The organism is Nocardioides sp. NBC_00850, from assembly GCF_045207335.1.
Taxonomy (GTDB): domain Bacteria; phylum Actinomycetota; class Actinomycetes; order Propionibacteriales; family Nocardioidaceae; genus Nocardioides.
The window spans coordinates 4895628-4919028 of record NZ_CP108845.1 but is presented as its reverse complement, the minus strand read 5'-3'; the positions used below and the strand labels follow the sequence as shown (position 1 = coordinate 4919028).

Sequence of the window (23401 nt, the reverse complement as noted above, 5' to 3'; positions counted from 1 at the left end):
CCCGCGCTTGTATTCGTTCCGAGCCTCAGCAGGCCTCGTCGACCTGGCGTTCACCGACAGGTACGGCGGGGTCAGTCTCGCTCCGTACGCCGAGCTCAACCTGGCGGTCAACGGTTCGGACTCGCCGGAGGCGAAGGCCGAGAATCATCGGCTGCTGCTGGCCGACTTCGCCGACGGCGCGCCCTACGCCGACCTCTACCAGGTCCACGGCAACGCGGTCGTCGACGCGGAGTGCGGCACCCGCCCCGAGGCGGACGGAATCGTCACCGCCGAGCGTGACCTGGTGCTGCTGGTCCGCACCGCCGACTGCGTACCCGTGCTGTTCGCGGATGAGGCGGCCGGGGTCATCGGCGCGGCGCACGCCGGACGCAAGGGGATGGCGGCCGGGGTCGTGCCCGAGACCATCGCCCGGATGCGCGCGCTCGGCGCGACACGGATCAGCGCCTGGGTGGGGCCGCACGTGTGCGGCAAGTGCTACGAGGTGCCTGCCGAGATGCAGGAGGAGATCGCCGCGGTCGAGCCGGCTGCGCGCGCCACCACGAGCTGGGGCACGCCGAGCCTCGACGTCGGCGCCGGAGTGCTCGCCCAGCTGGCCCGCGAGGGTGTCGAGACGGTCGACGCCAGCCGCTGCACCCGCGAGTCCAACGACCTCTACTCCTACCGCCGCGACGGCGCCGGCATGTCGCTGGGCGCCCTGATCCGGCTGCGTGGTGCCTGATGGCGACCGATCGCGCCGATGAGATCGCCGCGGGGCTCGCCGAGACCCGCGAGCGGATAGCGGTGGCCGCCAAGGCCGCCGGTCGCCCCGCCGACGACGTCCACCTGGTCGTGGTCACCAAGTTCTTCCCCGCCTCCGACGTACGCATCCTGGCCGGCCTCGGCGTCACCGACGTCGGCGAGAACCGCCACCAGGAGGCGGCGGCCAAGGCGGCCGAGTGCGCCGACCTCGATCTGCGCTGGCACTACATCGGCGGGCTCCAGTCCAACAAGGCGGCGGCCGTGGCCGGCTACGCCGACGTGGTCGAGTCCGTCGACCGGTCCTCGCTGCTGCCCCGGCTCAGCCGCGGCGCCGGGGAGCGCGGCCAGATCCTCGACGTGCTCCTGCAGGTGTCCCTCGACCCGCCCGGGCGCGAGGGTCGTGCCGGGGCGGATCCCGGCGACGTACGCGACCTGGCTGCTGAGGTCGAGACGACCGACGGGCTCCGGCTGCGAGGCCTGATGGCGGTCGCGCCTCTCGGTGAGGAACCTGAGCAGGCTTTCGTCCGGCTGGCGCGGATCCGGGAGGACTTCCTGGTCGAGTATCCCGAGGCGACGGTGCTGTCGGCGGGGATGAGCGGCGACCTGGAACAGGCGGTTGCCCATGGCGCGACACACGTACGTGTCGGGTCTGCGGTCCTCGGAGAGAGGCCAACTGTCAAGTAATGTCTCGGTCAGCAATACTTTGGGGAAGGTGGCTACATGAGCGGCGCGATGCGCAGGTTCGGTGAATACCTCGGCCTGCTCGAGGACACCGGGTACGACGACGATGTCTACGAGGGTGACGACGACGAGACCCGCTCCCACCAGGCCGTCAAGGCCCCGGTGCGGTCGAAGCAGTCACGCCCGGCTCCGGTGGCTGACCTTTCCGAGCGGCGACGAGCAACGGTGGTGCCTGCAGTGGCAGAGCTTTCCAAGATCATCACGCTGACCCCGACGTCCTACAACGAAGCGCGTCAGATCGGCGAGAACTACCGCGACGGCACGCCGGTGATCATGAACCTCACCGAGATGAACGATCCGGACGCGAAACGGCTTGTCGACTTTGCGGCCGGCCTGATCTTTGCTACCTATGGGAACATCGAGAGGGTCACCAACAAGGTGTTTCTTATCTCACCTGCGAACGTTTCGGTCACGGCTGAGGCAAAGCAGAGGATCGTTGAGGGCGGCTTCTTCAACCAGAGCTGAGGCCTTCGACACCTGCTCGTAGGTGCCTGGATGCGGTCCGCATCTGGCATGTCTACGGACAGGCGCTAGAGTTTCGACAGCATTACCTGATGCCGCCCCCCGGCGGTGCAGTCCGTACGTCTGAGTCAACCGAGTAATGAATGGGTGAGGTCATGCCGCTGACGCCAGAGGACGTGAGCAACAAGCGCTTTACTCCCGTCCGGCTCCGCGAGGGCTACGACATGGGCGAGGTGGACCAGTTCCTCGACGAGGTCGAGGCCGAACTGGCACGTCTCACCCGGGAGAACGACGACCTTCGCGGGAAGTTGGCATCTGCGCAGTCGGGTGGGGGTCCGTCCTTCCCGATGGCTCCCGAGCCGCCTGCTCCTGAGCCGATGCCGGCTCCTGAGCCGGTCTCGCACCAGATGCCGATGTATCAGGAGGCACCGCAGACCGGCGGCATCGAGACGATCCGGGTCGAGACCGTGCCGGAGGCGTCCAACGCCGCCGCGCGCCTGCTCGAGCTGGCCACGCGCAACCACGACGCGCTGATCGACACTGCCAAGAACGACGCCGACAAGATCGTCGGCGAGGCCCGCACCAAGGCCGAGCGCCTCGAGGCCGAGTCGAAGTCGAAGGCCGACCGCATGGAGGCCGACGCGCGCACCCGTGCGCAGATGCTCGACAGCGAGACCGCCGAGCGTCGCCAGCAGCTCTTCGGCGAGCTCGAGCGTGAGAAGGACAACCTGACCACCGAGGTCGACACCCTGCGCAACTTCGAGCGTGAGTACCGCTCCCGCCTGAAGAGCTACTTCACGCAGCAGCTCGACGCGCTCAACAACTCGGCTGAGTCACAGGCGCCCGTGATGGCCGCCGCCGTCAACGAGTCGGGCCCGGCGCCCAAGCGCCTGCGCTCCATCCTGGGGGAGGACGAGGGCTGAGGTCCTCGTAGTCAGGCTTCCATCGGCCGGTCCCGCATCGCGGGGCCGGCCGATGCGTACGTCCGCTGTGTTCCTGCCGGGGCCCGCCGGCTCCGGCAGGAACGCGTTGTAGCAGGTGAGGCGGGTCCTGTAAGAGGATTTCGGAGTTTTTCCACGCTGCGGACCAATATGCGTGGAGTTTCGGTGTGTTAGTTGAGTGGAGCCGAATCCCGGGCTACATTCCGGGCACGCACTCCGCACCGACTCGGCGGCGCGAAGTGACGGCAGGAGAAAGGGGACTCCATGTCTGTACCGATGAGGTGTCGCGCCAGCGCGGCAGTCGGGCGCGTCCAGGTGGCGACGCCCGAGCTTTCTGGGAATACCAGCTCCTACGTCACGGCTTCCACGTCGGTGGCCGCGGCGAGCGCCTAAGCCAAAAATGACCACCGTGCGGCCCGGGGGGCCGTGTCTCACACCAGAAAGCGAGTGCCGTGCCTAAGAAAGCAACCAAGACCGTCGTCTCTCCTGACCAGCTGAAGGTCAAGGACGGCGAGGACCCGTGGACGAAGGATGAGCTCAACGAGGTCATCGACGAGCTTCACGAGATGAGGACTCACAGCCTCGAGGTGCTCACCGCTCTCGAAGCCGAGCTCTCCGGCCTGATGAAGGACTCCGGCGACGGCGCCGGCCAGGACCAGGCCGACATGGGCGCGACCAGCTTCGAGCGTGACCACGAGCTGACCGTGGTCAACAGCGAGAAGGACAAGCTGGCCCAGATCGAGCGTGTCCTGGGATACCTCGAGGACGGCTCGTACGGCATCTGTGAGTCGTGTGGGGAGCCGATCGGCAAGATGCGGCTCATGGCGTTCCCGCGTGCCACACTGTGCATGACATGCAAGCAGCGCGAGGAGCGTCGCTGAGCGACGCACATACCGGTCCTGAGTCCGACGTGCGCCCTGTTCGATGGGCAGAGTTCGCGACCGTCGCAGTGTTTCTGCTGGTCATCGACCAGATCACGAAGCTCTGGGCGGTCGCGACGCTCGTTCCCGGGCAGCCGCAAGAGCTGATCGGCTCGGTGCTCCAGCTCAACATCATCCGCAACCCGGGAGCGGCCTTCTCGACCGGGACCGGCTACACCTGGGTGTTCACGACGCTCTCGATCGCGGCCACGATCGGTGTGCTCTGGTTCGCGCGGCGGGTGCGCCACCGTGGCTGGGCCATCGCGCTCGGCATCCTGGTCGCCGGCATCAGCGGCAACCTGGTCGACCGGCTGCTGCGTGAGCCGGGCTTCTACGTCGGGCACGTGGTCGACTTCCTGCAGCTGCCCAACTGGCCGATCTTCAACGTCGCCGACATGTGCATCAACGTCGCCGCGGTGCTGATCGTGATCTTCTCGTTCAAGGGGATCGGGCTGGACGGGTCGATCGATGGCGGTGCCGCGGACGAGTCCGAGGGCGAGAAGAAGTGAACTTCGGTCACGCCGACCAGCGCACGCTGCATGTCCCGGACGGTCTGGAGGGGGAGCGGGTCGATGCCGCCATGGCGCGGCTGTTCGGCCTCTCCCGCACCCGCGCGGCGGAGCTGATCGCCGAGGGGCTGGTGACCGTTGACGGCTCGGTCGTGGCCAAGAGCGACCGGGTCAGCGCCGGGTCGATGCTCGACGCGACGATCCCGTCGCAGGCAGACCCTCTGGAGATCAAGCCCGAGATCGTCGAGGGCATCAAGATCATCTACGACGACGACGCCTTCGTGGTGATCGACAAGCCGGTCGGCGTGGCCGTCCACCCCTCGCCGGGCTGGCAGGGGAAGACCGTCGTCGGTCACCTCGTCGCGGCCGGCTTCCGGATCTCGACCTCGGGGGCCAAGGAGCGCGAGGGCATCGTCCAGCGCCTCGACGTCGGCACCTCGGGCGTGATGGTGATCGCTAAGTCCGAGCATGCCTACTCCGTCCTCAAGAACGCGTTCCGGCAGCGTACGGTCGACAAGACCTACCACGCGCTGGTCCAGGGCCACCCCGACCCGCTCGAGGGGACGATCGACGCACCGATCGGGCGCAACCCGAAGTACGACTACAAGTTCGCGGTCCGCGCGGACGGGCGTCAGTCGGTGACCCACTACGAGACGCTCGAGGCGCATCGGTTCGCCTCGCTGCTCGAGATCCACCTCGAGACCGGGCGCACCCACCAGATCCGCGTCCACATGTCGGCGCTGAAGCACCCGTGCGTCGGCGACCTCACCTACGGCGCCGACCCCGCTCTGGCGCGGCGCGTCGGGGTCGAGCGGCAGTGGCTGCACGCGGTGCAGCTCGGCTTCGAGCACCCGGAGACCGGTGAGTACGTCACCTTCGAGTCGACCTACCCCGACGACCTCCAGCACGCGCTCGCCTATATCCGTGAACATCACTGAATCCGCGACTCCGACTGAGGCGGTTCTTCGCGTAGCGGAGCCCGAGGACATCGCCGAGATCGTCCGCACCTACGTCGAGGCCCGTGCCGCCGCGCCGATGCCGGCGCCGATCTACCCCGAGTCGGACATCCGGGAGTGGCTCGCGGTCAAGGTCCTGGCACCCCAGAAGGGGTCGCAGGTCTGGGTCGCGGAGGTCGACGGCGTTGTCTCGGCCTTCGTCGCCTTCACCCCGACCTGGCTCGACGACCTCTTCGTCCACCCCCGCGCCCAGGGCACCGGCCTCGGCACCATGCTGCTCGACCTGGTGAAGTCACTGACCCCCGACGGCTTCGGCCTGTGGGTCTTCGAGATGAACACCCCGGCGCGAGCGTTCTACACCCGCCACGGGCTGCGCGAGGCCGAGCGCACGGACGGCTCGGCCAACCAGGAGAAGACCCCCGACGTACGGATGGCCTGGCCGTAGCCGAGGCGTCAGTCCGGTAGGTCGAGAAGTCACTTCTGACAGGCGAATCGTCAGCTCATGCGGCCGAGTCGTCCCGTGCGGCGACCGAGTCGGCCGTGGCTCGAGGCGTACGCCGCAGCCACCGGTCAGCGAGGATCATCCCGACCATCGGCCCGACGAGCATGAAGATGCCGCGGAATGCGTCGGGAGCATCGGCGATGTCGCCGCCGGGCAGCAGTCCGAGAAGAACCGCCGCGAGCACGAGAAGGCTGAAGCCGAGGAGCCGATCGGAGGGGTCGTTGGCTCGTACGATCTGCCATAGGGCTCCGATGGCGATCGTGGCCAACCCCGCGAGCGAGATGGACTGCGACTCCGAGAGCCACTGCGGGTCGGCGATATGGAGTCCGAAGGTGACCAGGATGACCACCACCAGAACCCAGCGGGCCCGAGCCGTGTCCGGCTTCGATGCGGAGTCAGTGGACGGCGGCACGGCGAGAGTGTGGCATGTCGAGGACGGGCGCGCCGGCAGAACGGCTGAGGCGTCACTTGCGTCGCCCGAGATGGCACGTCGATGCCTACTCGGCCGACGTACCTGACGCCTCGCCCTTGAGGTGGTCCATCTCGGCCGCGATGAGGGCGATCTCGGCGGGTCCGACGCGGCAGCAGCCGCCGACGTATTCGGCCCCGGATCGCACCCAGGAGAGGGCCTCTCCGGGCCGGAAGTGAGGGGTGCCGGTCCAGGCGCCGTCGGCGTAGGTCTCGCCGGTGTTGGGGTAGACGACGGCGGGCTCGCCGGTGGCGGTGGCCAGCTGGACGGCGGCGGGTACGTCGGCCGGGTCGCAGCAGTTGACGCCGACGGCGACGACCGAGCGGATGCCCGCGGCCAGCGCCAGTGCGTCGGCCAGGGGCTGGTCGGCGCGGGTGCGGGTGCCGGTGCAGGAGTAGGAGAACCACACCGGGAGACCGATGTCGTCGAGGAGGTCGACGAGCACCTCGGCCTCCTCGATGTCGGGGATGGTCTCGACCGCGATGAGGTCGGGGTCCTCGGTCTCGAGCAGGGCCAGCCGGGGCGCGTGGAAGTCACGCAGCACGGCCGCCGAGACGCCGTAGCGGCCGCGGTACTCCGACCCGTCGGCCAGGTAGGCACCATAGGGTCCGATCGAGGCGGCGACCAGGCGTCCGGGAGCCTCCTCGGCGACCTCGCGCGCGACGCGGACGCTGCGGCGCAGCAGCTCGGTGGCGTACGTCTGGGTCATCCCGGCCTCCACGAAGCCGGGCACGCTGGCCTGGTAGCTGGCGGTCGTGGCTACGTCGGCGCCGGCGGTGAAGTAGGCGCGGTGGACCGCGGCGATCTCCGCGGGCGACTCGTCCAGCAGCCGGGCCGTCCACAGGGCCCCGGAGACATCGTGACCGCGTGCTTCCAGCGCGTTGGACAGGCCGCCGTCGAGGATCGTCACCACAACTCCAGACTGTACGGCCAGCCGCCCGAAAAACTGTCGGTGGCGCCAGATAGTCTGTAGTCCTTCCCCCAGGTCGTCCGTTTGTAGCACGGGCTCCTGCGCCCGCTCCATCCGTTCGACCTCGAGGAGGGCTCCACGCCAATGGCGGCCGGCTCCAAGGACTCATTCGTCCACCTGCACGTCCACACCGAATACTCGATGCTGGACGGAGCCTCGCTCCTCGACGGGCTGTTCTCGCGCACCGCCGAGCTGGAGATGCCGGCGATCGCGATGACCGACCACGGCAACATGCACGGCGCCTACGACTTCTGGTCGAAGGCCCGCAAGCACGACGTGAAGCCGATCATCGGCATCGAGGCCTACATCACGCCGAACACCCCGCGCGGTGAGCGCAAGCGGGTGCGGTGGGGCAAGGGCGACCAGGCGCAGGAGGGCGGCGACGACGTCTCGGGTGGTGGTGCCTACACCCACATGACGATGTGGGCCGAGTCCACCGAGGGGATGCACAACCTCTTCCGGCTCTCGAGCCGCTCCAGCCTGGAGGGCTACTACTTCAAGCCGCGGATGGACAAGGAGATCCTTGCCGAGCACTCCAAGGGGATCATCGTCTCCACCGGCTGCCCCTCGGGCGCGATCCAGACCCGGCTGCGGCTGGGCCAGTGGGACGAGGCGCTCAAGGAGGCCGGCGAGCTGCAGGACATCTTCGGGAAGGACAACGTCTTCCTCGAGCTGATGGACCACGGCATCTCCATCGAGAAGCGGGTCCGCGACGACCTGCTCAAGCTCGGCAAGGCGATGAACATCCGCCCGGTCGCGACCAACGACTCCCACTACAACAACCCCGAGGACGCCGCCGCCCATGAGGCGCTGCTGTGCGTCCAGTCGGGCAGCCGGATGACCGAGCCGCCCTACTCCAAGGGCGGCAAGCGGTTCGCGTTCGAGGGCAGCGGCTACTACATCAAGACCGCCGCCGAGATGCGCGAGCTGTGGGGCCAGCAGGACCTGATCGAGGCCTGCGACAACACCCTGCTGATCGCCGAGCGCTGCGACGTGCAGTTCACCGAGTCGACCGGTGGCTACATGGCGCTCGCCGACATCCCCGAGGGCGAGACCGAGGAGTCGTGGCTGCGCAAGGAGACCTGGCGCGGCATCGAGCTGCGCTACCCGGGCGAGAAGACGACCCAGGAGGTCCGGGACCGCGTCGAGTTCGAGATCGACGTCATCCTGCAGAAGGGCTACCCGGGCTACTTCCTGGTGGTCGCCGACTTCATCCAGTGGTCCAAGGACAACGGCATCCGGATCGGACCGGGCCGTGGTTCCGGTGCCGGCTCGATCGTGGCGTACGCGTTGCGGATCACCGATCTCGACCCGCTCGAGCACGGGCTCTTCTTCGAGCGGTTCCTCAACCCCGAACGTCCCTCGATGCCCGACTTCGACATCGACTTCGACGACCATCGCCGCGGCGAGACGATCAAGTACGTCACGGAGAAGTACGGCGCGGAGAAGGTCGCCCAGATCGCCACCTTCGGCCGGATCAAGGCCAAGCAGGCGATCAAGGACGCCGCCCGCATCCTCGACCACGGCTTCGCGATCGGCGACCGGATCACCAAGGCGCTGCCGCCCGACGTGATGGGCAAGGGCGTTCCGCTCAAGGAGCTGTTCAACCCCGACCACAAGCGCTACGGCGAGGGCGGCGACTTCCGGGCGCTGCACGACACCGACCCCGACGTCCGCAAGATCTACGAGACCGCGCTCGGCCTCGAGGGCCAGATCCGGCAGACCGGCATCCACGCCGCGGGCGTGATCATGGCCTCCGAGCCGATCATCGACATCGTCCCGCTGATGGAGCCCAAGCAGGACGGCCAGGTCGTCACGCAGTTCGAGTATCCGACCTGTGAGGCGCTCGGCCTGGTCAAGATGGACTTCCTGGGCCTCTCCAACCTCCACACCCTCGAGGACGCGCTCGGCAACATCCGCGCCAACCGCGGCATCGACCTGGTGCTCGAGGAGGTCCCGTTCGACGACAAGCCGACCTACGAGCTGATGCAGCGCGGCGACACGCTCGGCGTCTTCCAGCTCGATGGTGGTGGCATGCGCGCGCTGCTGCGCTCGATGCTGCCCGACCGGTTCGCCGACATCACCGCCGTCTCCGCGCTCTACCGGCCGGGCCCGATGGGCGCCGACTCCCACAACAAGTACGCCCACCGCAAGAACGGCCGCGAGCCGATCGTGCCGATCCACCCCGAGCTCGAGAAGCCGCTCGCCGAGGTGCTGGGGGAGACGTACGGCCTGATCGTCTATCAGGAGCAGGTGATGTCGATCGCCCAGGTCCTGGCCGGGTTCTCGCTCGGACAGGCCGACAACCTGCGCCGCGCGATGGGCAAGAAGAAGAAGGCCGAGCTCGACAAGCAGTACGCCGGCTTCCAGGCCGGAATGCTCGAGCGCGGCTACTCCCAGAAGGCGATCGACACGATCTGGGAGATCCTGCTGCCGTTCTCCGACTACGCCTTCAACAAGTCGCACTCGGCGGCTTACGGAGTGGTCACCTACTGGACCGCCTATCTCAAGGCCAACTACCCGACCGAGTACATGGCCGCGCTCTTGACCTCGGTCAAGAACGACAAGGACAAGATGGCGATCTACCTCAACGAGTGTCGCCGGATGAAGATCGCGGTGCTGCCGCCCGACGTCAACGAGTCCGCCCACGACTTCACCGCGGTCGGCAGCGACATCCGCTTCGGCCTGACCGCCGTCCGCAACGTCGGCGCCCAGGTGGTCGACGGGATCGTCGAGGCCCGCACCTCCAAGGGCCGGTTCGAGGACTTCAACGACTATCTCTCCAAGGTGCCCGAGCGGGCCTGCAACAAGCGCGTGATCGAGTCGCTGATCAAGGCCGGTGCCTTCGACGACATGAAGCACCGCCGCCGTGCGCTGGTGGCGATCCACGAGACCGCCGTGGACCAGTACATCGACATCAAGCGCAACGAGGCGATCGGCCAGGACTCGCTCTTCGGCGGCCTCGACGAGGACGGCGGCGACGGTTTCGGCGTCTCGGTGGCCATCCCCGACATGGACGAGTGGGACAAGATGACCCTGCTCGGCCATGAGCGGGAGATGCTGGGTCTCTACGTCTCCGACCACCCGCTGATGGGCCTGGAGCACGTCCTCGCCAACGGCACCGACTGCACCATCGGCCAGCTGATGACCGACGAGACGCGGCCCCACAACACCACCGTCACGGTCTCCGGGCTGGTCACCAACGTCAACCGGCGCATCACCAAGAAGGGCGACGCCTGGGCGACGGTGACCCTGGAGGACCTCGAGGGCTCGGTCGAGGTGCTGCTCTTCCCGTCCTCCTACCAGCTGGCCGCGCCGCATCTGGTCGAGGACTCGATCATCCGGGTCAAGGGCCAGCTCTCCCGCGACAAGGACCAGCCGGAGCTGCGTGGCCAGGAGGTCACCGTCCCCGACCTGACCGGCGGCCCGGGTGCCGCCGGGGGACCGGTGGTGATCTCGCTGCCCTCGACGCGGTGCACGCCGCAGGTGATCGCGTCGCTGCGTGACGTACTGACCACCTATCCCGGAGTAGCCGAGGTCAGGCTACGGTTGATGACACGGGACGCGACCCGGGTCATGAAGCTCGATGACCGGCTGCGGGTGGCACCGACTCCCGAGCTGTTCGCCGACCTCAAACAACTCCTCGGACCAGGATGCCTGACAATCTGATCGTGCCGCCGCCGCCCAGTCTCTACGCGACCGGCCACCGCCCCGCCCGTCCCGACCTGTCCCGTCCGGTGCTGGTCCAAGTGGCCATCATCGTGGCCGCCTTCATCGTCGGCGGCCTTGCGGCCGGTCTCGCGGCGGCGACGTTGTGGACCCCGCCGACCGGGATGGTGCTCGAGGACAAGTGGTACCGGGGGCTCATCTCGATCGACCCGCCCGCCATCGGGCAGAACATCGATCAGGGCGTCTTCGCCGCGACCGCCTGGTTCTCGGTCTGCGCGATCGTGCTCGGCCTGCTGGTCGGCATCGCGGCCGCGGTCTGGCTCAACCGCTCCGAGCTGGTGACCCTGGGTGCGCTGATGGTCGGCGGTGCGATCGGTGGCGGCCTGATGCTGCTGATCACCTCGCTGCTCTCGCCCGAGGACCCCAACGGTCTCGCCAAGGGTGCCGCCGACGGCACCGTGCTCGAGGACAGCTTCCAGCTGGCCTCGCCGTGGCTGGTCCTGCTCGTCCCGGGCTCGGCGATGCTGGCGCTGATGGTCATCTTCTTGATGTGGGCGCCGCACCCTCCCGCGGATCACGAGCTCGACGGGCAGCAGGCCGCGACCGAAAGGTAAATTCGGCGGACACCCGCCGTTGGTCGGCGTAGATTCAACAGGTTGGACGGTTGGCACAGATGCTGACCGACAGAACCTGAAAGTCACTGATGTCAGAGAACACGCCGGGTCAGAACCCGTCCGGACCGGAGGCGGCAGAGATCCTCGATCTCGGCGGAGATCCTGCCGGAAAGAGCAGGAAGCCGCTGATCATCGGCGCGGCAGCCGTCGTCGGCGTCGCTGCGGTGGCGACCGCCGGCACCCTCACCGCTGTCGCACTGAGCAACGCCGGTGGCTCCCCGGCAGAGGCGTTTCCCGCCTCGACCGTCGCTTACGCCGAGATCGACCTGACCGAGGCCAAGAACGCCCTGCCGACGCTGCGCAAGCTGCCCTCGCTCGAGAAGGAGCTCGGCCTCGAGAAGGGCGAGGACCCGCGCGAGACGCTGTTCACCAACGCCTGTGACGACCTCGACTTCGCGAAGGACGTCGAGCCGTGGATCGGCTACAAAGCCGCGGTCGGCGCAGTCCCGACGGACGCGGAGCCGGTGCTCGCGTTCGCACTCCAGGTCACCGACGAGTCCGATGCCGAGGCCGGCCTTCCCAAGCTCGCCGAGTGCGGCGGCTCGGAGTCAGCCTGGTCGGTCGGCGACGGCTGGGCGCTCATCGCCGAGACCGACGACGACCTTGCCGCGATCGAGAAGGCAGTGGCAACCGGCACCCTGGCCGAGGACGCCGGCTTCGAGAAGTGGACCGGTGACGTCGGCGGCACCGGGTTCCTCACGGCGTACGCCGCGAAGGAGCTGCCGGACGCCATCGCCGAGGCGGCTGAGAACGGCGCGTTCGACGAGGCCGAGGGTGAGCTCGCCGAGAACCCGATGGGTGGGATCGCGCCGTTGCCCGACCCGGCTGCCCTGGCCGACACGATTCGGTCGGCGATGAAGGACTTCGGCGGCGCGGCCTTCACCGTACGTGCCGAGGAGAACGCCTTCGAGCTCGAGGCCGCCTCGTCGATGGGCGATCAGGCTGAGTCCACGGAGGCCGGCACCCTCGCCGGCACGCTGCCGAAGGACACCACCGCGGTGATCGCGGCCAACCCGGCCGACGGCTGGCTCACGACCGGCCTCGCCGGGAGCGGCGCCGAGGACCAGTTCACGCAGATGCTCGGGATGGCGCCCGGTGACCTCGAGAAGCTCCTCGGTGACAGCTTCGCGATCGCTGCCGGCGAGATCGACCTGAGCGCTCCGGACTCCCTGGACATCGGGATCAAGCTCGACGGTGCCGACTCCGCCGATGTCGAGAAGTTCGTCGGCGACCTCACCGCTGGCTTCGGTGCCGAGGGCATCGTCAGCGTCGACAGCGAGGGTGAGGTGACCTCTGTCGGGATGGGCGACTACAGCAAGGACCTGCTCGCCGACGGTGGCCTGGCAGAGACCGACAAGTTCAAGAACGCGGTCCCCAACGCCGAGGACTCCTCCGGGGTGGTCTACATCGACTTCGACGGTCTCGACGAGCTTGTGACGGCCGAGGCTCCCGAGGTCTCCGACGACATCGAGGCGCTCGGCCAGCTCGGCTTCAGCGCCTACCTGGACGGCGACACCTCGCGAGCCCTGGCTCGCATCACCGTCGACTGACCTGCCGCGACGAGTCGGCTCAAACTGACAAGATCCGTCGCCGAGTCGGCTCGTCATGACGAGCCGACTCGGCGGGGTCATCTGGCGATGGGGGCCGTGGTGGCGTCCGTGATCTTGATCAGGTCAGTGGGGGAGAGCTCGATGTCCAGGCCGCGGCGGCCGCCGGAGACGTAGATCGAGTCGTACGTCGTCGCGGACTCGTCCAGGACGGTCGGGTGGGGACGCTTCTGGCCGACGGGTGAGATCCCGCCGGCGACGTAGCCGGTCGCGCGCTCGGCCGCGGTCACCTCGGCCATCTGCGCCTTCGAGCCACCCAGCGCGCGGGCCAGCGCCTTGAGGTCGAGCTGGCCGGTGACGGGGACGATGCCGACGACGAGCTTCCCGTCCAGGGAGGCCATCAGCGTCTTGAAGACCCGCTTCGGCTCGACGCCGAGGGCCTCGGCGGCCTCCAGGCCGTAGGACTCGGCGCGCGGATCGTGCTCGTAGGGGTGCAGGGTGTAGTCGATGCCGGCCTGGGTGAGGGCTACGGTCGCAGGGGTGCCGCCGCCAGTGCGCTTCTTCGGCATCAGTTGGGGGACCACTTCGTGCGGGCGACCTCGGTCGCGGGTAGCGAGGGGATCACGTTCATCGCCTTGAGCTCGGACCGGAGCAGGTCGGTGGCCATGCCGAGGCGTATGCCGGCATCGGGTGCCTCCAGGAGCGCCTGCCGGTCGGGCATGGGCAGGGGAGTGGTGGCCGAGATGGTCCAGGACAGGAACTCCGGGTCCTTCGGGAGCGAGCCGGAGAACGGGTCGTCGCGGAACTCCAGCAGCGCGGCCCGGTAGGCGGTGAAGGTCGCCCGTGCGGTGTCGACGATCGCGCCCGGGACCGCGACGTGGTCCTCCGGGAGGTCCTCGACGTCGGCGACGGGGAAGTCGCCCGAACTGACCAGGCTGTCCATCCGGATCCGGTCGACGGCGAGCACCTCGAGGTCGAAGGAACCGTCCTCGTGCCGCTCCACCTCGGTGATCAGCAGCTTCACCCCGACGCGGTAGAGAGACTGGGCGCCGGTCTCGCCGACCTCATAGCCCTCGCGGATCGCGACCGAGCCGAAGTGGCGGTCCTCCTCTTCCTGGCGGAGCAGGTGGTGCACCATCGCGCGGTAGCGGTCCTCGAAGACGCGCAGCGGTAGCGTCACGCCGGGAAACAGGACCGCGTTGAGCGGGAACATGGGTAGTCGCTGGCGCTCGTTCACGGGCACCAACCTATGGGGGCCGCGGGCGTGTGCGCCCGCGAACCCCCGTGTTGTTTCAGCTGCCGACCCGAGCCGTCAGCCGTCGTAGACCGCCCGGTCGATCTTGGTGTGGTAGCGCTGACCGCTGGCGGCGCCGAGGACTGCCCCGACGAGCATCACGGCCAGGAGGGCGATGCCGGTGATCAGGGCGCCCCAGCTGAGCTGGTCGGTGCTCAGCCCCACGCTGGGCAGGTCGACCTGCCGCATGATGTCGTAGCTGGCGCCGAACAGCGTGCCGGCGACGGCAGCGATGATCATCACCACGATCGCCACGATCCACACGCCCAGGCCCTGTCGGCGGGCGTCGAAACGGGACATCCGGGCGGCGACGTACCCGCCGGCGTAGTAGCCGACGAACATCACCACGGCGAGCGTGATCGCCGCCGCGATACCGACCGAGCCGGACATCTCCTGCAGGTCTGTCTGGGTCCAGTTCTGGTTGGTGCCGATCGCCGAGGCGAGGGCGCTGACGATCGCTCCGAGAATAACGGTGACTCCGATGGCGACCAGCCAGCCGAAGAAGCAGGCGCCCCAGTTCATGCCTCCGTAGGTGTCATGAAGGGCGGCACGTCGGCCCTCCTCGGCGTGGCGATGGTGCTCGACCGCGTCTCCCGCGCGCAGGTGGCCGGCCTCGCCGTCGGCGCTGTGCGGGCGCTCGACTCGGTCATCGTGGCCGACGACCGCCGGACCACCGGGTTCGTAGTCGCGGGTCGCGGCGTGGTTCTCGTCGACACCGGGCTGGTTCTCGTCTGCTTGCTGGTGTTGTCGGTGGAAAGGTCGTGTCAGTGCCATGACGATCCTCCTTATGGTGGGTCAGATTTCCGAGTACCCGGATCGGGGCGCTGTATGCGTCACTCCGCCGGGTGTCGCGGCGTCCACGTGGCGTCGGCAGATCGGCTCCGGAGGCCGCCCACTCGTAGACTTGAGGCATGATCCGCCGCATCGACCTGAGGGGTGCCGACAGAGGCTCCGCTTCGACCATCGACTATCGCGCCGCCGTTCCGCGTGCCGAGTTCGACATCGAGGCGGCCACTCATGCGGTGCAGCCGATCATCGACGCCGTCCGCGAGCGCGGCCAGGAGGCGATCGCCGAGTTCTCCGAGAAGTTCGACGGCGTGCGCGTCGACGACATCCGGGTCCCGGCCGCGGCGCTGACCAAGGCCCTCGACGAGTTGGACCCGGCGATCCGGGCCGGGCTCGAGGAGTCGATCGCGCGGCTGCGTACGACCTGTGCCGCCGAGCTCGAGGAGGACGCGGTCACCGACCTGGCGCCCGGCGCCCGGGTGACGCATCGCAAGGTGCCGGTGGGGCGCGTGGGGCTCTATGTGCCTGGTGGTCTGGCTCCGCTGGTCTCCTCGGTGCTGATGAACGTCGTTCCGGCGCAGGTCGCCGGGGTTCCCTCGATCGCCTTGGCCTCGCCGCCGCAGAAGGAGTTCGGCGGGCTTCCGCAGCCGACCATCCTGGCCGCGTGCGCGCTGCTGGGCGTGGATGAGGTCTACGCCGTCGGGGGCGCCCAGGCGATCGCGATGTTCGCCTACGGCGTCGTCCCGTGCGAGCGCGTCGACATGGTCACCGGTCCCGGCAACATCTACGTCGTCACCGCGAAGCGCCTGCTCAAGGGGCAGGTCGGAATCGACTCCGAGGCTGGCCCGACCGAGATCGCGATCCTCGCCGACGAGACCGCCGAGGCCGCCTACGTCGCCGCCGACCTGATCTCTCAGGCCGAGCACGACCCGCTGGCCGCATCGGTGCTGGTCACCGACTCCGAGACGCTTGCCGCCGATGTCGAGGCCGAGCTCGACAAGCAGGTCGCCGCGACCAAGCACGTCGAGAGGATCCGTACGTCGCTGACCGGCGCGCAGTCGGGCATCGTGCTCGTCGACGACATCGACCAGGGGGTCGACGTCGTGAACGCGTACGCCGCCGAGCACCTCGAGATCCACACCGCCGACGCCGCGCAGGTCGCCGGCCGGATCCGCAACGCCGGCGCGATCTTCGTCGGCTCCTACGCTCCGGTGTCGCTGGGTGACTACTGCGCCGGGTCCAACCACGTGCTGCCCACCGGCGGCTGCGCCTGCCACTCCTCGGGGCTCTCGGTGCGGGCCTTCACCAAGTCGATCCACGTCATCGACTACTCCCGTGAGGGGCTGGCCGCGGTCAAGGACCACGTGGTCACGCTCGCCGAGGCCGAGGACCTGCCGGGCCACGGCGCAGCGGTGTCGGTGAGGTTCTCGTCATGAGCTGGCCGCCGATCCGTGCCGAGCTCGCCGGGATCGAGCCCTACGGCGCTCCGCAGCTTGACGTCCCGGTTCAGCTCAACGTCAACGAGAACCCCTACCAGCCCTCCGCCGAGACGGTCGCCGACATCGCGGCCAGCGTCGGCGAGGCGGCGCGCACGCTCAACCGCTACCCGGACCGCGAGTTCGTCGCGCTGCGGGAGGGGCTGGCTGCGTACCTCTCCTCGGACGTGGAGGCGCAGATCGCGCCGGAGCAGGTGTGGGCGGCCAACGGGTCCAACGAGGTGATGCTGCAGCTGCTGCAGGCCTTCGGCGGTCCCGGGCGCACCGCGATCAGCTTCGCGCCGACCTACTCGATGTATCCGGAGTACGCCCGCGACACCAACACCGAGTGGGTCCTCGGACACCGCGAGAGCGACTTCGCGATCGATCTGGAGAAGGCACGGGCGCTGGTGGAGGAGACCCGGCCCCACGTCGTACTGCTGCCGAGTCCCAACAACCCCACCGGCACCGCGCTGCCGCCGGAGGCGGTCACGGTGCTGTGCGAGGCGGTCGGCGACGGCGGCATCGTCGTGGTCGACGAGGCCTACGGCGAGTTCCGGCGGACCGGGGTGCCCTCGGCGCTCGAGCTGCTCGACCGCCACCGCAACCTGGTCGTCACCCGCACGATGTCGAAGGCGTTCGCCGGAGCCGGGCTGCGGCTCGGGTACCTGGCGGCCGACCCGGCGATCTGCGACGCGATCCGCGTCGTACGCCTGCCCTACCACCTCTCCGCGGTGACCCAGGCGGCGGCGAGCGCGGCCCTGCGGCACGCGCCGGAGCTGCTGGGCTACGTCGCCGATCTTCGCGAGGAGCGGGACACGCTGGTGGAGTGGCTGCGTGAGCAGGGGCTCGAGGTCGCCGACTCGGACGCCAACTTCGTCCTCTTCGGGCGCTACGCCGACCGGCACGCGGTCTGGCAGGGGCTGCTCGACCGCGGAGTGCTGATCCGCGAGACCGGGCCCGACGGATGGCTGCGGGTCTCGGTCGGGACGCCCGACGAGATGACCGCTTTCAAGCAAGCTTTGACCGATGTGAACGGAGCACGATCATGACCGCACGCACCGCGCGGATCGAGCGGGAGACCTCGGAGTCGAAGGTCGTCGTCGAGGTGAACCTCGACGGCACCGGACGGGTGGACGTCTCGACGGGTGTCGGGTTCTACGACCACATGCTGACCGCCTTCGGGCGGCACTCGCTCGTCGACCTGACCGTGCACTCCGAGGGCGACGTGCACATCGACGCTCACCACACCGTCGAGGACACCGCGATCGTGCTCGGCCAGGCGCTGCGCCAGGCGCTGGGGGACAAGAAGGGCATCCGCCGCTACGGTGACGCGACCGTCCCGCTCGACGAGGCGCTCGTACGCTGCGTCGTGGACGTCTCCGGACGCCCCTACTCGGTCCACACCGGCGAGCCGGAGGGCCAGCAGTACGTGCTGCTCGGTGGCTCCGGGGTGCCCTACCTCGGCTCCCTGACCCAGCACATCTTCGACTCGATCGCCCACCACGCCCACCTGACGATGCACGTCAACGTGCTCGCCGGGCGCGAGCCGCACCACATCGTGGAGACGCAGTTCAAGGCGTTCGCGCGGGCGTTCCGCGACGCGATCGCCTACGACCCGCGCGAGACCGGGATCCCGTCGACGAAGGGCGCACTGTGAGCGAGCGTCAGCGAGTGAACAATCGTGTCCCTACAGCGCCGCGTTCGTATTCTGGCGCTTGCGTCACGGACGTGGTGCTGTGAGTGCTCCGTCGGTGGTTGTGCTCGACTACGGCTCCGGAAACGTACGCTCCGCCGTCCGCGCCGTCGAGCGCGCCGGTGCCTCGGTCGAGCTGACCGGTGACCTCGACGCCGCGATGGCGGCCGACGGTCTGCTGGTGCCCGGGGTGGGCGCGTTCGAGGCCTGCATGAAGGGCCTGCGCGCGATCCGCGGCGAGCGGATCATCGCCCGCCGGCTCGCCGGCGGTCGCCCGGTCATGGGGATCTGCGTCGGCATGCAGATCCTCTTCGAGACCGGCATCGAGCACGGTGTCGAGACCGAGGGGTGCGGCGAGTGGCCCGGCGTCGTCGAGCGCCTCCAGGCGCCGATCGTGCCCCACATGGGCTGGAACACGCTCGACGCGCCGTCCGGGACGTCGCTGTTCGCGGGCGTCGAGAAGGAGCGGTTCTACTTCGTGCACTCCTACGGCGTGCGCGACTGGACCCTGGTCACCAACGACCGCACCGTCGCCCCGCTGGTCACCTGGGCCGAGCACGGCGGCGACCGGTTCGTGGCCGCCGTCGAGAACGGCCCGCTGAGCGCCACCCAGTTCCACCCGGAGAAGTCCGGCGACGCCGGCGCCGCGGTCCTGCGCAACTGGGTGTCCTCTTTGAAGGCGGCCTAGGTGGCCCAGACCGGAGCCCGGGCGAAGGCCCGTGCCGAGCGCGAGCGGCTGGCCGCCGAGGCCGCCGAGGAGCGTGCCGCCCGGGCGGCCAGGTCCGCCGAACGCCGGGCCCGTCGTGAGCGTCTGAGCGGATGGGTTCCGGCTCGCCGGTCCCGGCCGAACAGTGCGCTCGCGGAGCGCCGGCGGCGCAACGTACGGATCCTGATCGTCGTCCTGCTCCTCCTCAACGCGCTCGTCTACCTCGTCACCGAGGACGTCGGCACGGTGGTCTTCGCGGCGATCGCGTCGGTGCTGGTCGCGCCTGTGGTCTACACGCTGCTGTTCCGCCGCTAAAGTGGCCGGATGGCAGCCAAGACGACCTGGACCGAAGCCGATCCGGTGGGTTTCATCGAGGCTGTCGAGCCTCCGGGTCGCCGTCGGGACGCCGCCACGCTGCTGGAGTTGATGCGGCGCGCCACCGGGGTGGAGCCACGGATGTTCGGGTCCGCGATCGTGGGTTTCGGCGAGTACCACTACAAGTACGCCAGCGGCACCAAGGGCGATGCCCCGGCCGCCGGTTTCTCGCCCCGCAAGGCCGCCTCGGTCGTCTACCTCAACGACGGCATCTCTGCCCACGAAGACCTCCTCGCCCGCCTCGGCCCACACACCCACGGCGTCGGCTGCCTCTATCTCAAGGACGTCGCCGCGGTCGATCTGAGCGTTCTCGAGGAGATCGTCCGACGCTCGTACGCCACCCTGACCGGCGGCACCTACGGCAAGCGCGCCGCGGAGGGATGAGCGTCGTGAACGACGCCTTCGCGAAGGGTCACCTGCACGACAAGCTTCGTGGCGTCCGGGAGGCGCTGGTGTGGAAGCTCGAGGGGCTCTCCGAACATGACGTCCGCCGCCCGATGACGCCGACGGGCACCAACCTGCTCGGCCTGGTCAAGCACAACGCCCTCTCCGACGCCCGCTACTTCGGCGAGGTCTTCGGCCGTACGCCGCCGGTCGACCTCCCGCCGTGGGACACCGCCGGATGGTGGGACGCCACCCACTGCGCGACAGAGCATGAGACCAGGGCCGACGTCCTCGACCTCGCCGTCCGCGTCTGGTCCCACGTCGATGCCACCATCGAGGCGCTCCCGATCGACGCTCCTGGCTACGTACCGTGGTGGGACGAGGAAGTCATGCTCTTCAACATCATGGCCGCCCGCCTCTGCGACGCCACCCGTCACGCCGGCCACGCCGACATCCTCCGTGAGACCATCGACGGCTCGGTCGGCGTGAACCCCGGGAGCGACTGAGTACGGTTCAGGCTCGTCGCCGCCGGATGTAGTGTCGGGACATGACCGACTACGAGGTCTCCAGGTCCGCGGTCCTGCCGTGCGACATCGGGCGCGTGCACGCGCTGCTCGACGACTTCCATCAGTGGCCGGCCTGGTCGCCGTGGGAGGAGCTCGACCCCGACATGACGCGCACCTATTCGGGCGCCGAATCCGGTGTCGGGGCGCGCTATGCCTGGTCGGGCAACAAGCGCGCGGGCGCCGGCGCGATGGAGATCACCGAGTCGAGCCCCGAGCACATCGAGGTCGCGCTGGAGTTCCTGAAGCCGTTCAAGAGCCGGAGCACGGTGAGCTTCGACCTGGCCACCGTCGCCGGCGGTACGCAGCTGAAGTGGACCCACACCGGGTCGGTGAGCGGTGTGATGGGGCTGATGACCAAGTTCTACTCGATGGAGAAGGCGATCGCGCCCGACATGGAGAAGGGACTGGCCAAGCTGGCGACCGTGGCCGCGCGGCCGGCAGGCACGGACTGAGTCCGTCGGCGCGGAGCCGAAACCGATTGCGTACCGATCCCCGCGCGACCTAGGTTGCCGGACATGACACCTCGGCGGTTCGGGATCTGTATCGATGCCAACGACCCGGAGCGGGTCGCGGGATTCTGGGCAGCAGTGCTGGGCCGGGAGACCGAGACGAGTGGCGACGAGATCCGGCTGCTGCCGCGCGCGGAGGACGACCTCCGGATCCGGTTCCTGCCGACGGACGCGCCGAAGACGCTGGAGAACCCGCACCATCTCCATCTGACCAGCAGCCTGCCCGACGACCAGCAGCGGACCGTCGACCGGCTGATCGGCCTCGGGGCCACCCACCTCGACGTGGGTCAGCGGCCGGACGAGGACCACATCGTGCTCGGCGATCCGGAGGGCAACGAGCTGTGCGTGATCCCGGCCGGCAACCGGTGGCTGGACGGGACGGGTTTCCTCGGCGAGGTCGCCGCGGACGGGTCGCGGGAGACCGGGATCTTCTGGAGCGCGGCGCTCGGCTGGCCGCTGGTCTGGGACGAGGACGGCGAGACCGCGGTCGCGACCCCGTCGGGCAGTGCCAAGGTCGCCTGGGGCGGGCCGCCGCCGGTACCGCGTGGGCCGCGGGACCGGTTCCGCTTCGACCTGATCGCGTCCGAGGACACCGGCCCGGCCGCCGAGATCCAGCGCCTCGTCGAGCTCGGCGCCACGGTCGTCGCCGAGACGTACGGTGACGGGCGGTGGGCGAGGATGACCGACCCGGACGCGTACGAGTTCGAGCTGCTGGCGCCCTGCTGAGCGTGTTCCTTGATCAAGGTATGCAGCCGAAAGGATGCTTCCCGCGCGGAACTCCGGGAGGGATGTGTTCCTTCGTCTGCATACCTTGATGGAGGAACCGTCTCGCAGCAGGACGGCGGGGCAGGGGTGGCGGCGTACAGAACATAGGATCGTCCCCATGGGTGACTACCTCGAGCTCCTGCCGGCCGTCGATGTGAAGGGCGGGCAGGCGGTGCAGCTTGTCCAGGGCGTGGACGGGTCGGAGAAGCGGTTCGGCGATCCCTACGAGGCTGCCCTGAGGTGGCAGGAGACCGGGGCCGAGTGGATCCATCTGGTCGACCTCGACGCCGCGTTCGGCCACGGAAACAACCGCGAGATCCTCGCCGGGATCGTCGGCAAGCTCGACATCAAGGTCGAGATGAGCGGTGGGATCCGCGACGACGAGTCGCTCGAGGCGGCGATGGCGACCGGCTGCCGCCGCGTCAACATCGGCACCGCCGCGCTGGAGAACCCGGAGTGGACCCGGCAGGCGATCGCGAGCTACGGCGACCGGGTCGCGGTGGGTCTGGACGTACGCGGCCGAACCCTCGCCGCGCGCGGCTGGACCAAGGACGGCGGCGACCTCTACGAGACGCTCACCCGCCTCGACTCCGAGGGCTGCGCGCGCTACGTCGTCACCGACGTCAACAAGGACGGCATGCTCCAAGGCCCCAACCTCGACCTGCTGCGCGCGGTCTGCGAGGCCACCGACCGCCCGGTCGTGGCGAGCGGGGGAGTGACCACCATCGACGACATCGAGGCCCTCATGGGTCTGGTCGAGGTCGGCGTGGAGGGCGCGATCGCCGGCACGGCGCTCTACACCGGGTCCCTGGACCTCGCCGAGGCGCTCGACCTCACTCTCGGCCGGCCGCGAGGAGACCAGTCATGAGCCTTGCCGTACGTGTCATCCCCTGTCTCGACGTCGACGCCGGTCGCGTCGTCAAGGGGATCAACTTCAAGGAGCTGCGCGACGCCGGCGACCCGGTGGAGCTGGCCGCGACGTACGACAAGGAAGGCGCCGACGAGCTCACCTTCCTCGACATCTCCGCCTCCCACGAGGGGCGCGCGACGACGCTCGAGATCGTCACCCGCACCGCTGAGCAGGTCTTCATCCCGCTCACGGTCGGCGGGGGCATCCGCAGCGTCGACGACGTGGACCGAATGCTTCGTGCCGGTGCGGACAAGATCGCGGTCAACACCGCGGCCATCGACCGTCCTGAGCTGATCGCCGAGATCGCCGACCGGTTCGGCAACCAGGTGCTGGTGCTGTCCGTCGATGCCCGCCGGGCGCCCGGGACCGACTCAGGTTTCGAGGTCACCACGCACGGCGGCCGGAAGTCTGCTGGCCGAAGCGGAGCCCGAGGCGAATGGCAGAGCCTCGACGCGATCGAGTGGGCCGCGAAGGCTGTCGAGCTCGGTGCCGGCGAGATCCTGCTCAACGCGATGGATGCCGACGGCACCGAGGACGGCTTCGACATCGACCTGATCAAGGCCGTACGCAGCGAGGTGACCGTCCCGGTCATCGCCTCCGGTGGCGCCGGGAAGGCCGAGCATTTCCCGCCCGCGGTCGACGCCGGCGCGGACGCCGTCCTCGCGGCCACCATCTTCCACTTCGGCAAGGTGCGGATCGGCGAGGTCAAGCAGGCGCTCTCCGGCGCGGGTGCGCCTGTTCGCTGACGGGTCGCCCGGGACAGAATCCCGCAATGGCGGGACTCTGCTTCTATTCACTGGATAGCCCGGCGCGCTATCGCACGCCTGGGTCGCCTGC

General features: G+C 69.0%; 27 protein-coding genes. 22 read left to right on the top strand and 5 right to left on the bottom strand.

Annotated elements, in window-relative coordinates; all coding sequences use genetic code 11:
- Positions 1 to 7: 7 nt before the first annotated feature.
- The 8 genes from pgeF (at position 8) to OH802_RS23835 (ending at position 5712) form a co-directional block, all read left to right on the top strand.
- Positions 8 to 718, top strand: a complete 711-nt coding sequence (gene pgeF, locus OH802_RS23870; RefSeq protein WP_406022753.1) for a peptidoglycan editing factor PgeF — start codon at positions 8 to 10, stop codon at positions 716 to 718.
- On the top strand, positions 718 to 1422 hold the full coding sequence (locus tag OH802_RS23865; RefSeq protein ID WP_406022751.1) for a YggS family pyridoxal phosphate-dependent enzyme: 705 nt from the start codon (positions 718 to 720) through the stop codon (positions 1420 to 1422). Before pgeF ends, OH802_RS23865 begins: the two co-directional genes overlap by 1 nt.
- Positions 1423 to 1458: 36 nt before the next feature.
- A complete protein-coding gene (locus OH802_RS23860) occupies positions 1459 to 1944 on the top strand; it encodes a cell division protein SepF (protein WP_141803932.1) in 486 nt (161 codons plus the stop codon).
- Positions 1945 to 2096: 152 nt separating this feature from the next.
- Entirely contained in the window at positions 2097 to 2864 is a 768-nt protein-coding gene (locus OH802_RS23855) for a DivIVA domain-containing protein (protein WP_229788310.1), read from the top strand.
- A 470-nt stretch (positions 2865 to 3334) separates the two neighbouring features.
- Positions 3335 to 3763 carry a TraR/DksA family transcriptional regulator gene (locus OH802_RS23850; protein ID WP_406022748.1) on the top strand — a complete coding sequence of 143 codons (429 nt, stop codon included), beginning with the start codon at positions 3335 to 3337 and terminating at the stop codon, positions 3761 to 3763.
- A gap of 29 nt (positions 3764 to 3792) precedes the next feature.
- On the top strand, positions 3793 to 4311 hold the full coding sequence (gene lspA / locus OH802_RS23845; RefSeq protein ID WP_406022746.1) for a signal peptidase II: 519 nt from the start codon (positions 3793 to 3795) through the stop codon (positions 4309 to 4311).
- 71 nt (positions 4312 to 4382) lie between these two features.
- Positions 4383 to 5249: an RluA family pseudouridine synthase gene (locus OH802_RS23840; protein WP_406029391.1), complete on the top strand. Its 867-nt coding sequence runs from the start codon at positions 4383 to 4385 to the stop codon at positions 5247 to 5249.
- The gene (locus OH802_RS23835) at positions 5236 to 5712 is read left to right on the top strand and encodes a GNAT family N-acetyltransferase (protein ID WP_406022744.1); all 477 of its coding nucleotides are present in this window, start codon (positions 5236 to 5238) and stop codon (positions 5710 to 5712) included. Before OH802_RS23840 ends, OH802_RS23835 begins: the two co-directional genes overlap by 14 nt.
- A gap of 55 nt (positions 5713 to 5767) precedes the next feature.
- On the opposite strand, the gene OH802_RS23830 is transcribed toward OH802_RS23835, so the two are convergent.
- On the bottom strand, positions 5768 to 6181 hold the full coding sequence (locus tag OH802_RS23830; RefSeq protein ID WP_406022742.1) for a hypothetical protein: 414 nt from the start codon (positions 6179 to 6181) through the stop codon (positions 5768 to 5770).
- 85 nt (positions 6182 to 6266) lie between these two features.
- Complete coding sequence (gene mmuM / locus OH802_RS23825) at positions 6267 to 7148, bottom strand: homocysteine S-methyltransferase (RefSeq protein WP_406022740.1); 882 nt, start codon at positions 7146 to 7148, stop codon at positions 6267 to 6269.
- Positions 7149 to 7292: 144 nt separating this feature from the next.
- Here mmuM and dnaE point away from each other — a divergent pair, with 144 nt between their 5' ends.
- The 3 genes from dnaE to OH802_RS23810 all read left to right on the top strand — a co-directional run bounded on the left by dnaE (position 7293) and on the right by OH802_RS23810 (position 13101).
- Positions 7293 to 10877 carry a DNA polymerase III subunit alpha gene (gene dnaE / locus OH802_RS23820; protein ID WP_406022738.1) on the top strand — a complete coding sequence of 1195 codons (3585 nt, stop codon included), beginning with the start codon at positions 7293 to 7295 and terminating at the stop codon, positions 10875 to 10877.
- Positions 10862 to 11491 carry a hypothetical protein gene (locus OH802_RS23815; protein WP_406022736.1) on the top strand — a complete coding sequence of 210 codons (630 nt, stop codon included), beginning with the start codon at positions 10862 to 10864 and terminating at the stop codon, positions 11489 to 11491. Before dnaE ends, OH802_RS23815 begins: the two co-directional genes overlap by 16 nt.
- 89 nt (positions 11492 to 11580) lie before the next feature.
- Complete coding sequence (locus tag OH802_RS23810; protein ID WP_406022734.1) at positions 11581 to 13101, top strand: hypothetical protein; 1521 nt, start codon at positions 11581 to 11583, stop codon at positions 13099 to 13101.
- 77 nt (positions 13102 to 13178) lie between these two features.
- Here the strand turns inward: OH802_RS23810 and ybaK are convergent, their stop codons facing one another.
- The 3 genes from ybaK to OH802_RS23795 all read right to left on the bottom strand — a co-directional run bounded on the left by ybaK (position 13179) and on the right by OH802_RS23795 (position 15166).
- Positions 13179 to 13667, bottom strand: a complete 489-nt coding sequence (gene ybaK / locus OH802_RS23805) for a Cys-tRNA(Pro) deacylase (RefSeq protein WP_406022732.1) — start codon at positions 13665 to 13667, stop codon at positions 13179 to 13181.
- On the bottom strand, positions 13667 to 14335 hold the full coding sequence (locus tag OH802_RS23800) for an LON peptidase substrate-binding domain-containing protein (RefSeq protein WP_406022730.1): 669 nt from the start codon (positions 14333 to 14335) through the stop codon (positions 13667 to 13669). Before OH802_RS23800 ends, ybaK begins: the two co-directional genes overlap by 1 nt.
- A gap of 75 nt (positions 14336 to 14410) precedes the next feature.
- Positions 14411 to 15166 (bottom strand): hypothetical protein, encoded by a 756-nt coding sequence (locus OH802_RS23795; protein ID WP_406022728.1) that lies wholly within the window; start codon positions 15164 to 15166, stop codon positions 14411 to 14413.
- A gap of 137 nt (positions 15167 to 15303) precedes the next feature.
- Here OH802_RS23795 and hisD point away from each other — a divergent pair, with 137 nt between their 5' ends.
- From hisD to hisF, 11 genes are all read left to right on the top strand, one after another.
- On the top strand, positions 15304 to 16614 hold the full coding sequence (gene hisD, locus OH802_RS23790) for a histidinol dehydrogenase (protein ID WP_406022726.1): 1311 nt from the start codon (positions 15304 to 15306) through the stop codon (positions 16612 to 16614).
- Complete coding sequence (locus OH802_RS23785; RefSeq protein WP_406022724.1) at positions 16611 to 17705, top strand: histidinol-phosphate transaminase; 1095 nt, start codon at positions 16611 to 16613, stop codon at positions 17703 to 17705. The genes hisD and OH802_RS23785 overlap by 4 nt, the downstream gene beginning before the upstream one ends.
- Positions 17702 to 18313: an imidazoleglycerol-phosphate dehydratase HisB gene (hisB, locus tag OH802_RS23780; RefSeq protein ID WP_406022722.1), complete on the top strand. Its 612-nt coding sequence runs from the start codon at positions 17702 to 17704 to the stop codon at positions 18311 to 18313. Before OH802_RS23785 ends, hisB begins: the two co-directional genes overlap by 4 nt.
- A gap of 79 nt (positions 18314 to 18392) precedes the next feature.
- Complete coding sequence (hisH, locus tag OH802_RS23775; protein WP_406022720.1) at positions 18393 to 19037, top strand: imidazole glycerol phosphate synthase subunit HisH; 645 nt, start codon at positions 18393 to 18395, stop codon at positions 19035 to 19037.
- Positions 19038 to 19370, top strand: coding sequence for a hypothetical protein (locus OH802_RS23770; RefSeq protein ID WP_406022718.1), 333 nt, complete (start codon positions 19038 to 19040; stop codon positions 19368 to 19370).
- Positions 19371 to 19379: 9 nt separating this feature from the next.
- The gene (locus tag OH802_RS23765; protein WP_406022716.1) at positions 19380 to 19814 is read left to right on the top strand and encodes a DUF1801 domain-containing protein; all 435 of its coding nucleotides are present in this window, start codon (positions 19380 to 19382) and stop codon (positions 19812 to 19814) included.
- On the top strand, positions 19811 to 20320 hold the full coding sequence (locus OH802_RS23760) for a DinB family protein (protein WP_406022714.1): 510 nt from the start codon (positions 19811 to 19813) through the stop codon (positions 20318 to 20320). Before OH802_RS23765 ends, OH802_RS23760 begins: the two co-directional genes overlap by 4 nt.
- Before the next feature lie 41 nt (positions 20321 to 20361).
- Positions 20362 to 20832 carry an SRPBCC family protein gene (locus tag OH802_RS23755; protein ID WP_406022712.1) on the top strand — a complete coding sequence of 157 codons (471 nt, stop codon included), beginning with the start codon at positions 20362 to 20364 and terminating at the stop codon, positions 20830 to 20832.
- A gap of 63 nt (positions 20833 to 20895) precedes the next feature.
- Positions 20896 to 21615: a VOC family protein gene (locus OH802_RS23750; protein WP_406022710.1), complete on the top strand. Its 720-nt coding sequence runs from the start codon at positions 20896 to 20898 to the stop codon at positions 21613 to 21615.
- 157 nt (positions 21616 to 21772) lie between these two features.
- The gene (gene priA / locus OH802_RS23745) at positions 21773 to 22522 is read left to right on the top strand and encodes a bifunctional 1-(5-phosphoribosyl)-5-((5-phosphoribosylamino)methylideneamino)imidazole-4-carboxamide isomerase/phosphoribosylanthranilate isomerase PriA (protein WP_406022708.1); all 750 of its coding nucleotides are present in this window, start codon (positions 21773 to 21775) and stop codon (positions 22520 to 22522) included.
- Positions 22519 to 23310 (top strand): imidazole glycerol phosphate synthase subunit HisF, encoded by a 792-nt coding sequence (gene hisF, locus OH802_RS23740; protein WP_406022706.1) that lies wholly within the window; start codon positions 22519 to 22521, stop codon positions 23308 to 23310. The genes priA and hisF overlap by 4 nt, the downstream gene beginning before the upstream one ends.
- The last annotated feature ends 91 nt before the right edge of the window (positions 23311 to 23401 follow it).

Bases quoted from the DNA above. Each gene is read 5' to 3' on its own strand.
- OH802_RS23760 (WP_406022714.1), top strand. From the start codon at position 19,811: ATGAGCGTCGTGAACGACGCCTTCGCGAAGGGTCACCTGCACGACAAG.
- hisD (WP_406022726.1), top strand. From the start codon at position 15,304: ATGATCCGCCGCATCGACCTGAGGGGTGCCGACAGAGGCTCCGCTTCG.
- OH802_RS23765 (WP_406022716.1), top strand. From the start codon at position 19,380: ATGGCAGCCAAGACGACCTGGACCGAAGCCGATCCGGTGGGTTTCATC.
- OH802_RS23750 (WP_406022710.1), top strand. From the start codon at position 20,896: ATGACACCTCGGCGGTTCGGGATCTGTATCGATGCCAACGACCCGGAG.
- OH802_RS23840 (WP_406029391.1), top strand. From the start codon at position 4,383: ATGGCGCGGCTGTTCGGCCTCTCCCGCACCCGCGCGGCGGAGCTGATC.
- OH802_RS23810 (WP_406022734.1), top strand. From the start codon at position 11,581: ATGTCAGAGAACACGCCGGGTCAGAACCCGTCCGGACCGGAGGCGGCA.
- OH802_RS23785 (WP_406022724.1), top strand. From the start codon at position 16,611: ATGAGCTGGCCGCCGATCCGTGCCGAGCTCGCCGGGATCGAGCCCTAC.
- OH802_RS23855 (WP_229788310.1), top strand. From the start codon at position 2,097: ATGCCGCTGACGCCAGAGGACGTGAGCAACAAGCGCTTTACTCCCGTC.
- OH802_RS23860 (WP_141803932.1), top strand. From the start codon at position 1,459: ATGAGCGGCGCGATGCGCAGGTTCGGTGAATACCTCGGCCTGCTCGAG.
- OH802_RS23755 (WP_406022712.1), top strand. From the start codon at position 20,362: ATGACCGACTACGAGGTCTCCAGGTCCGCGGTCCTGCCGTGCGACATC.
- hisB (WP_406022722.1), top strand. From the start codon at position 17,702: ATGACCGCACGCACCGCGCGGATCGAGCGGGAGACCTCGGAGTCGAAG.
- ybaK (WP_406022732.1), bottom strand. From the start codon at position 13,667: ATGCCGAAGAAGCGCACTGGCGGCGGCACCCCTGCGACCGTAGCCCTC.
- OH802_RS23795 (WP_406022728.1), bottom strand. From the start codon at position 15,166: ATGGCACTGACACGACCTTTCCACCGACAACACCAGCAAGCAGACGAG.
- hisF (WP_406022706.1), top strand. From the start codon at position 22,519: ATGAGCCTTGCCGTACGTGTCATCCCCTGTCTCGACGTCGACGCCGGT.
- priA (WP_406022708.1), top strand. From the start codon at position 21,773: ATGGGTGACTACCTCGAGCTCCTGCCGGCCGTCGATGTGAAGGGCGGG.
- OH802_RS23815 (WP_406022736.1), top strand. From the start codon at position 10,862: ATGCCTGACAATCTGATCGTGCCGCCGCCGCCCAGTCTCTACGCGACC.
- dnaE (WP_406022738.1), top strand. From the start codon at position 7,293: ATGGCGGCCGGCTCCAAGGACTCATTCGTCCACCTGCACGTCCACACC.
- OH802_RS23865 (WP_406022751.1), top strand. From the start codon at position 718: ATGGCGACCGATCGCGCCGATGAGATCGCCGCGGGGCTCGCCGAGACC.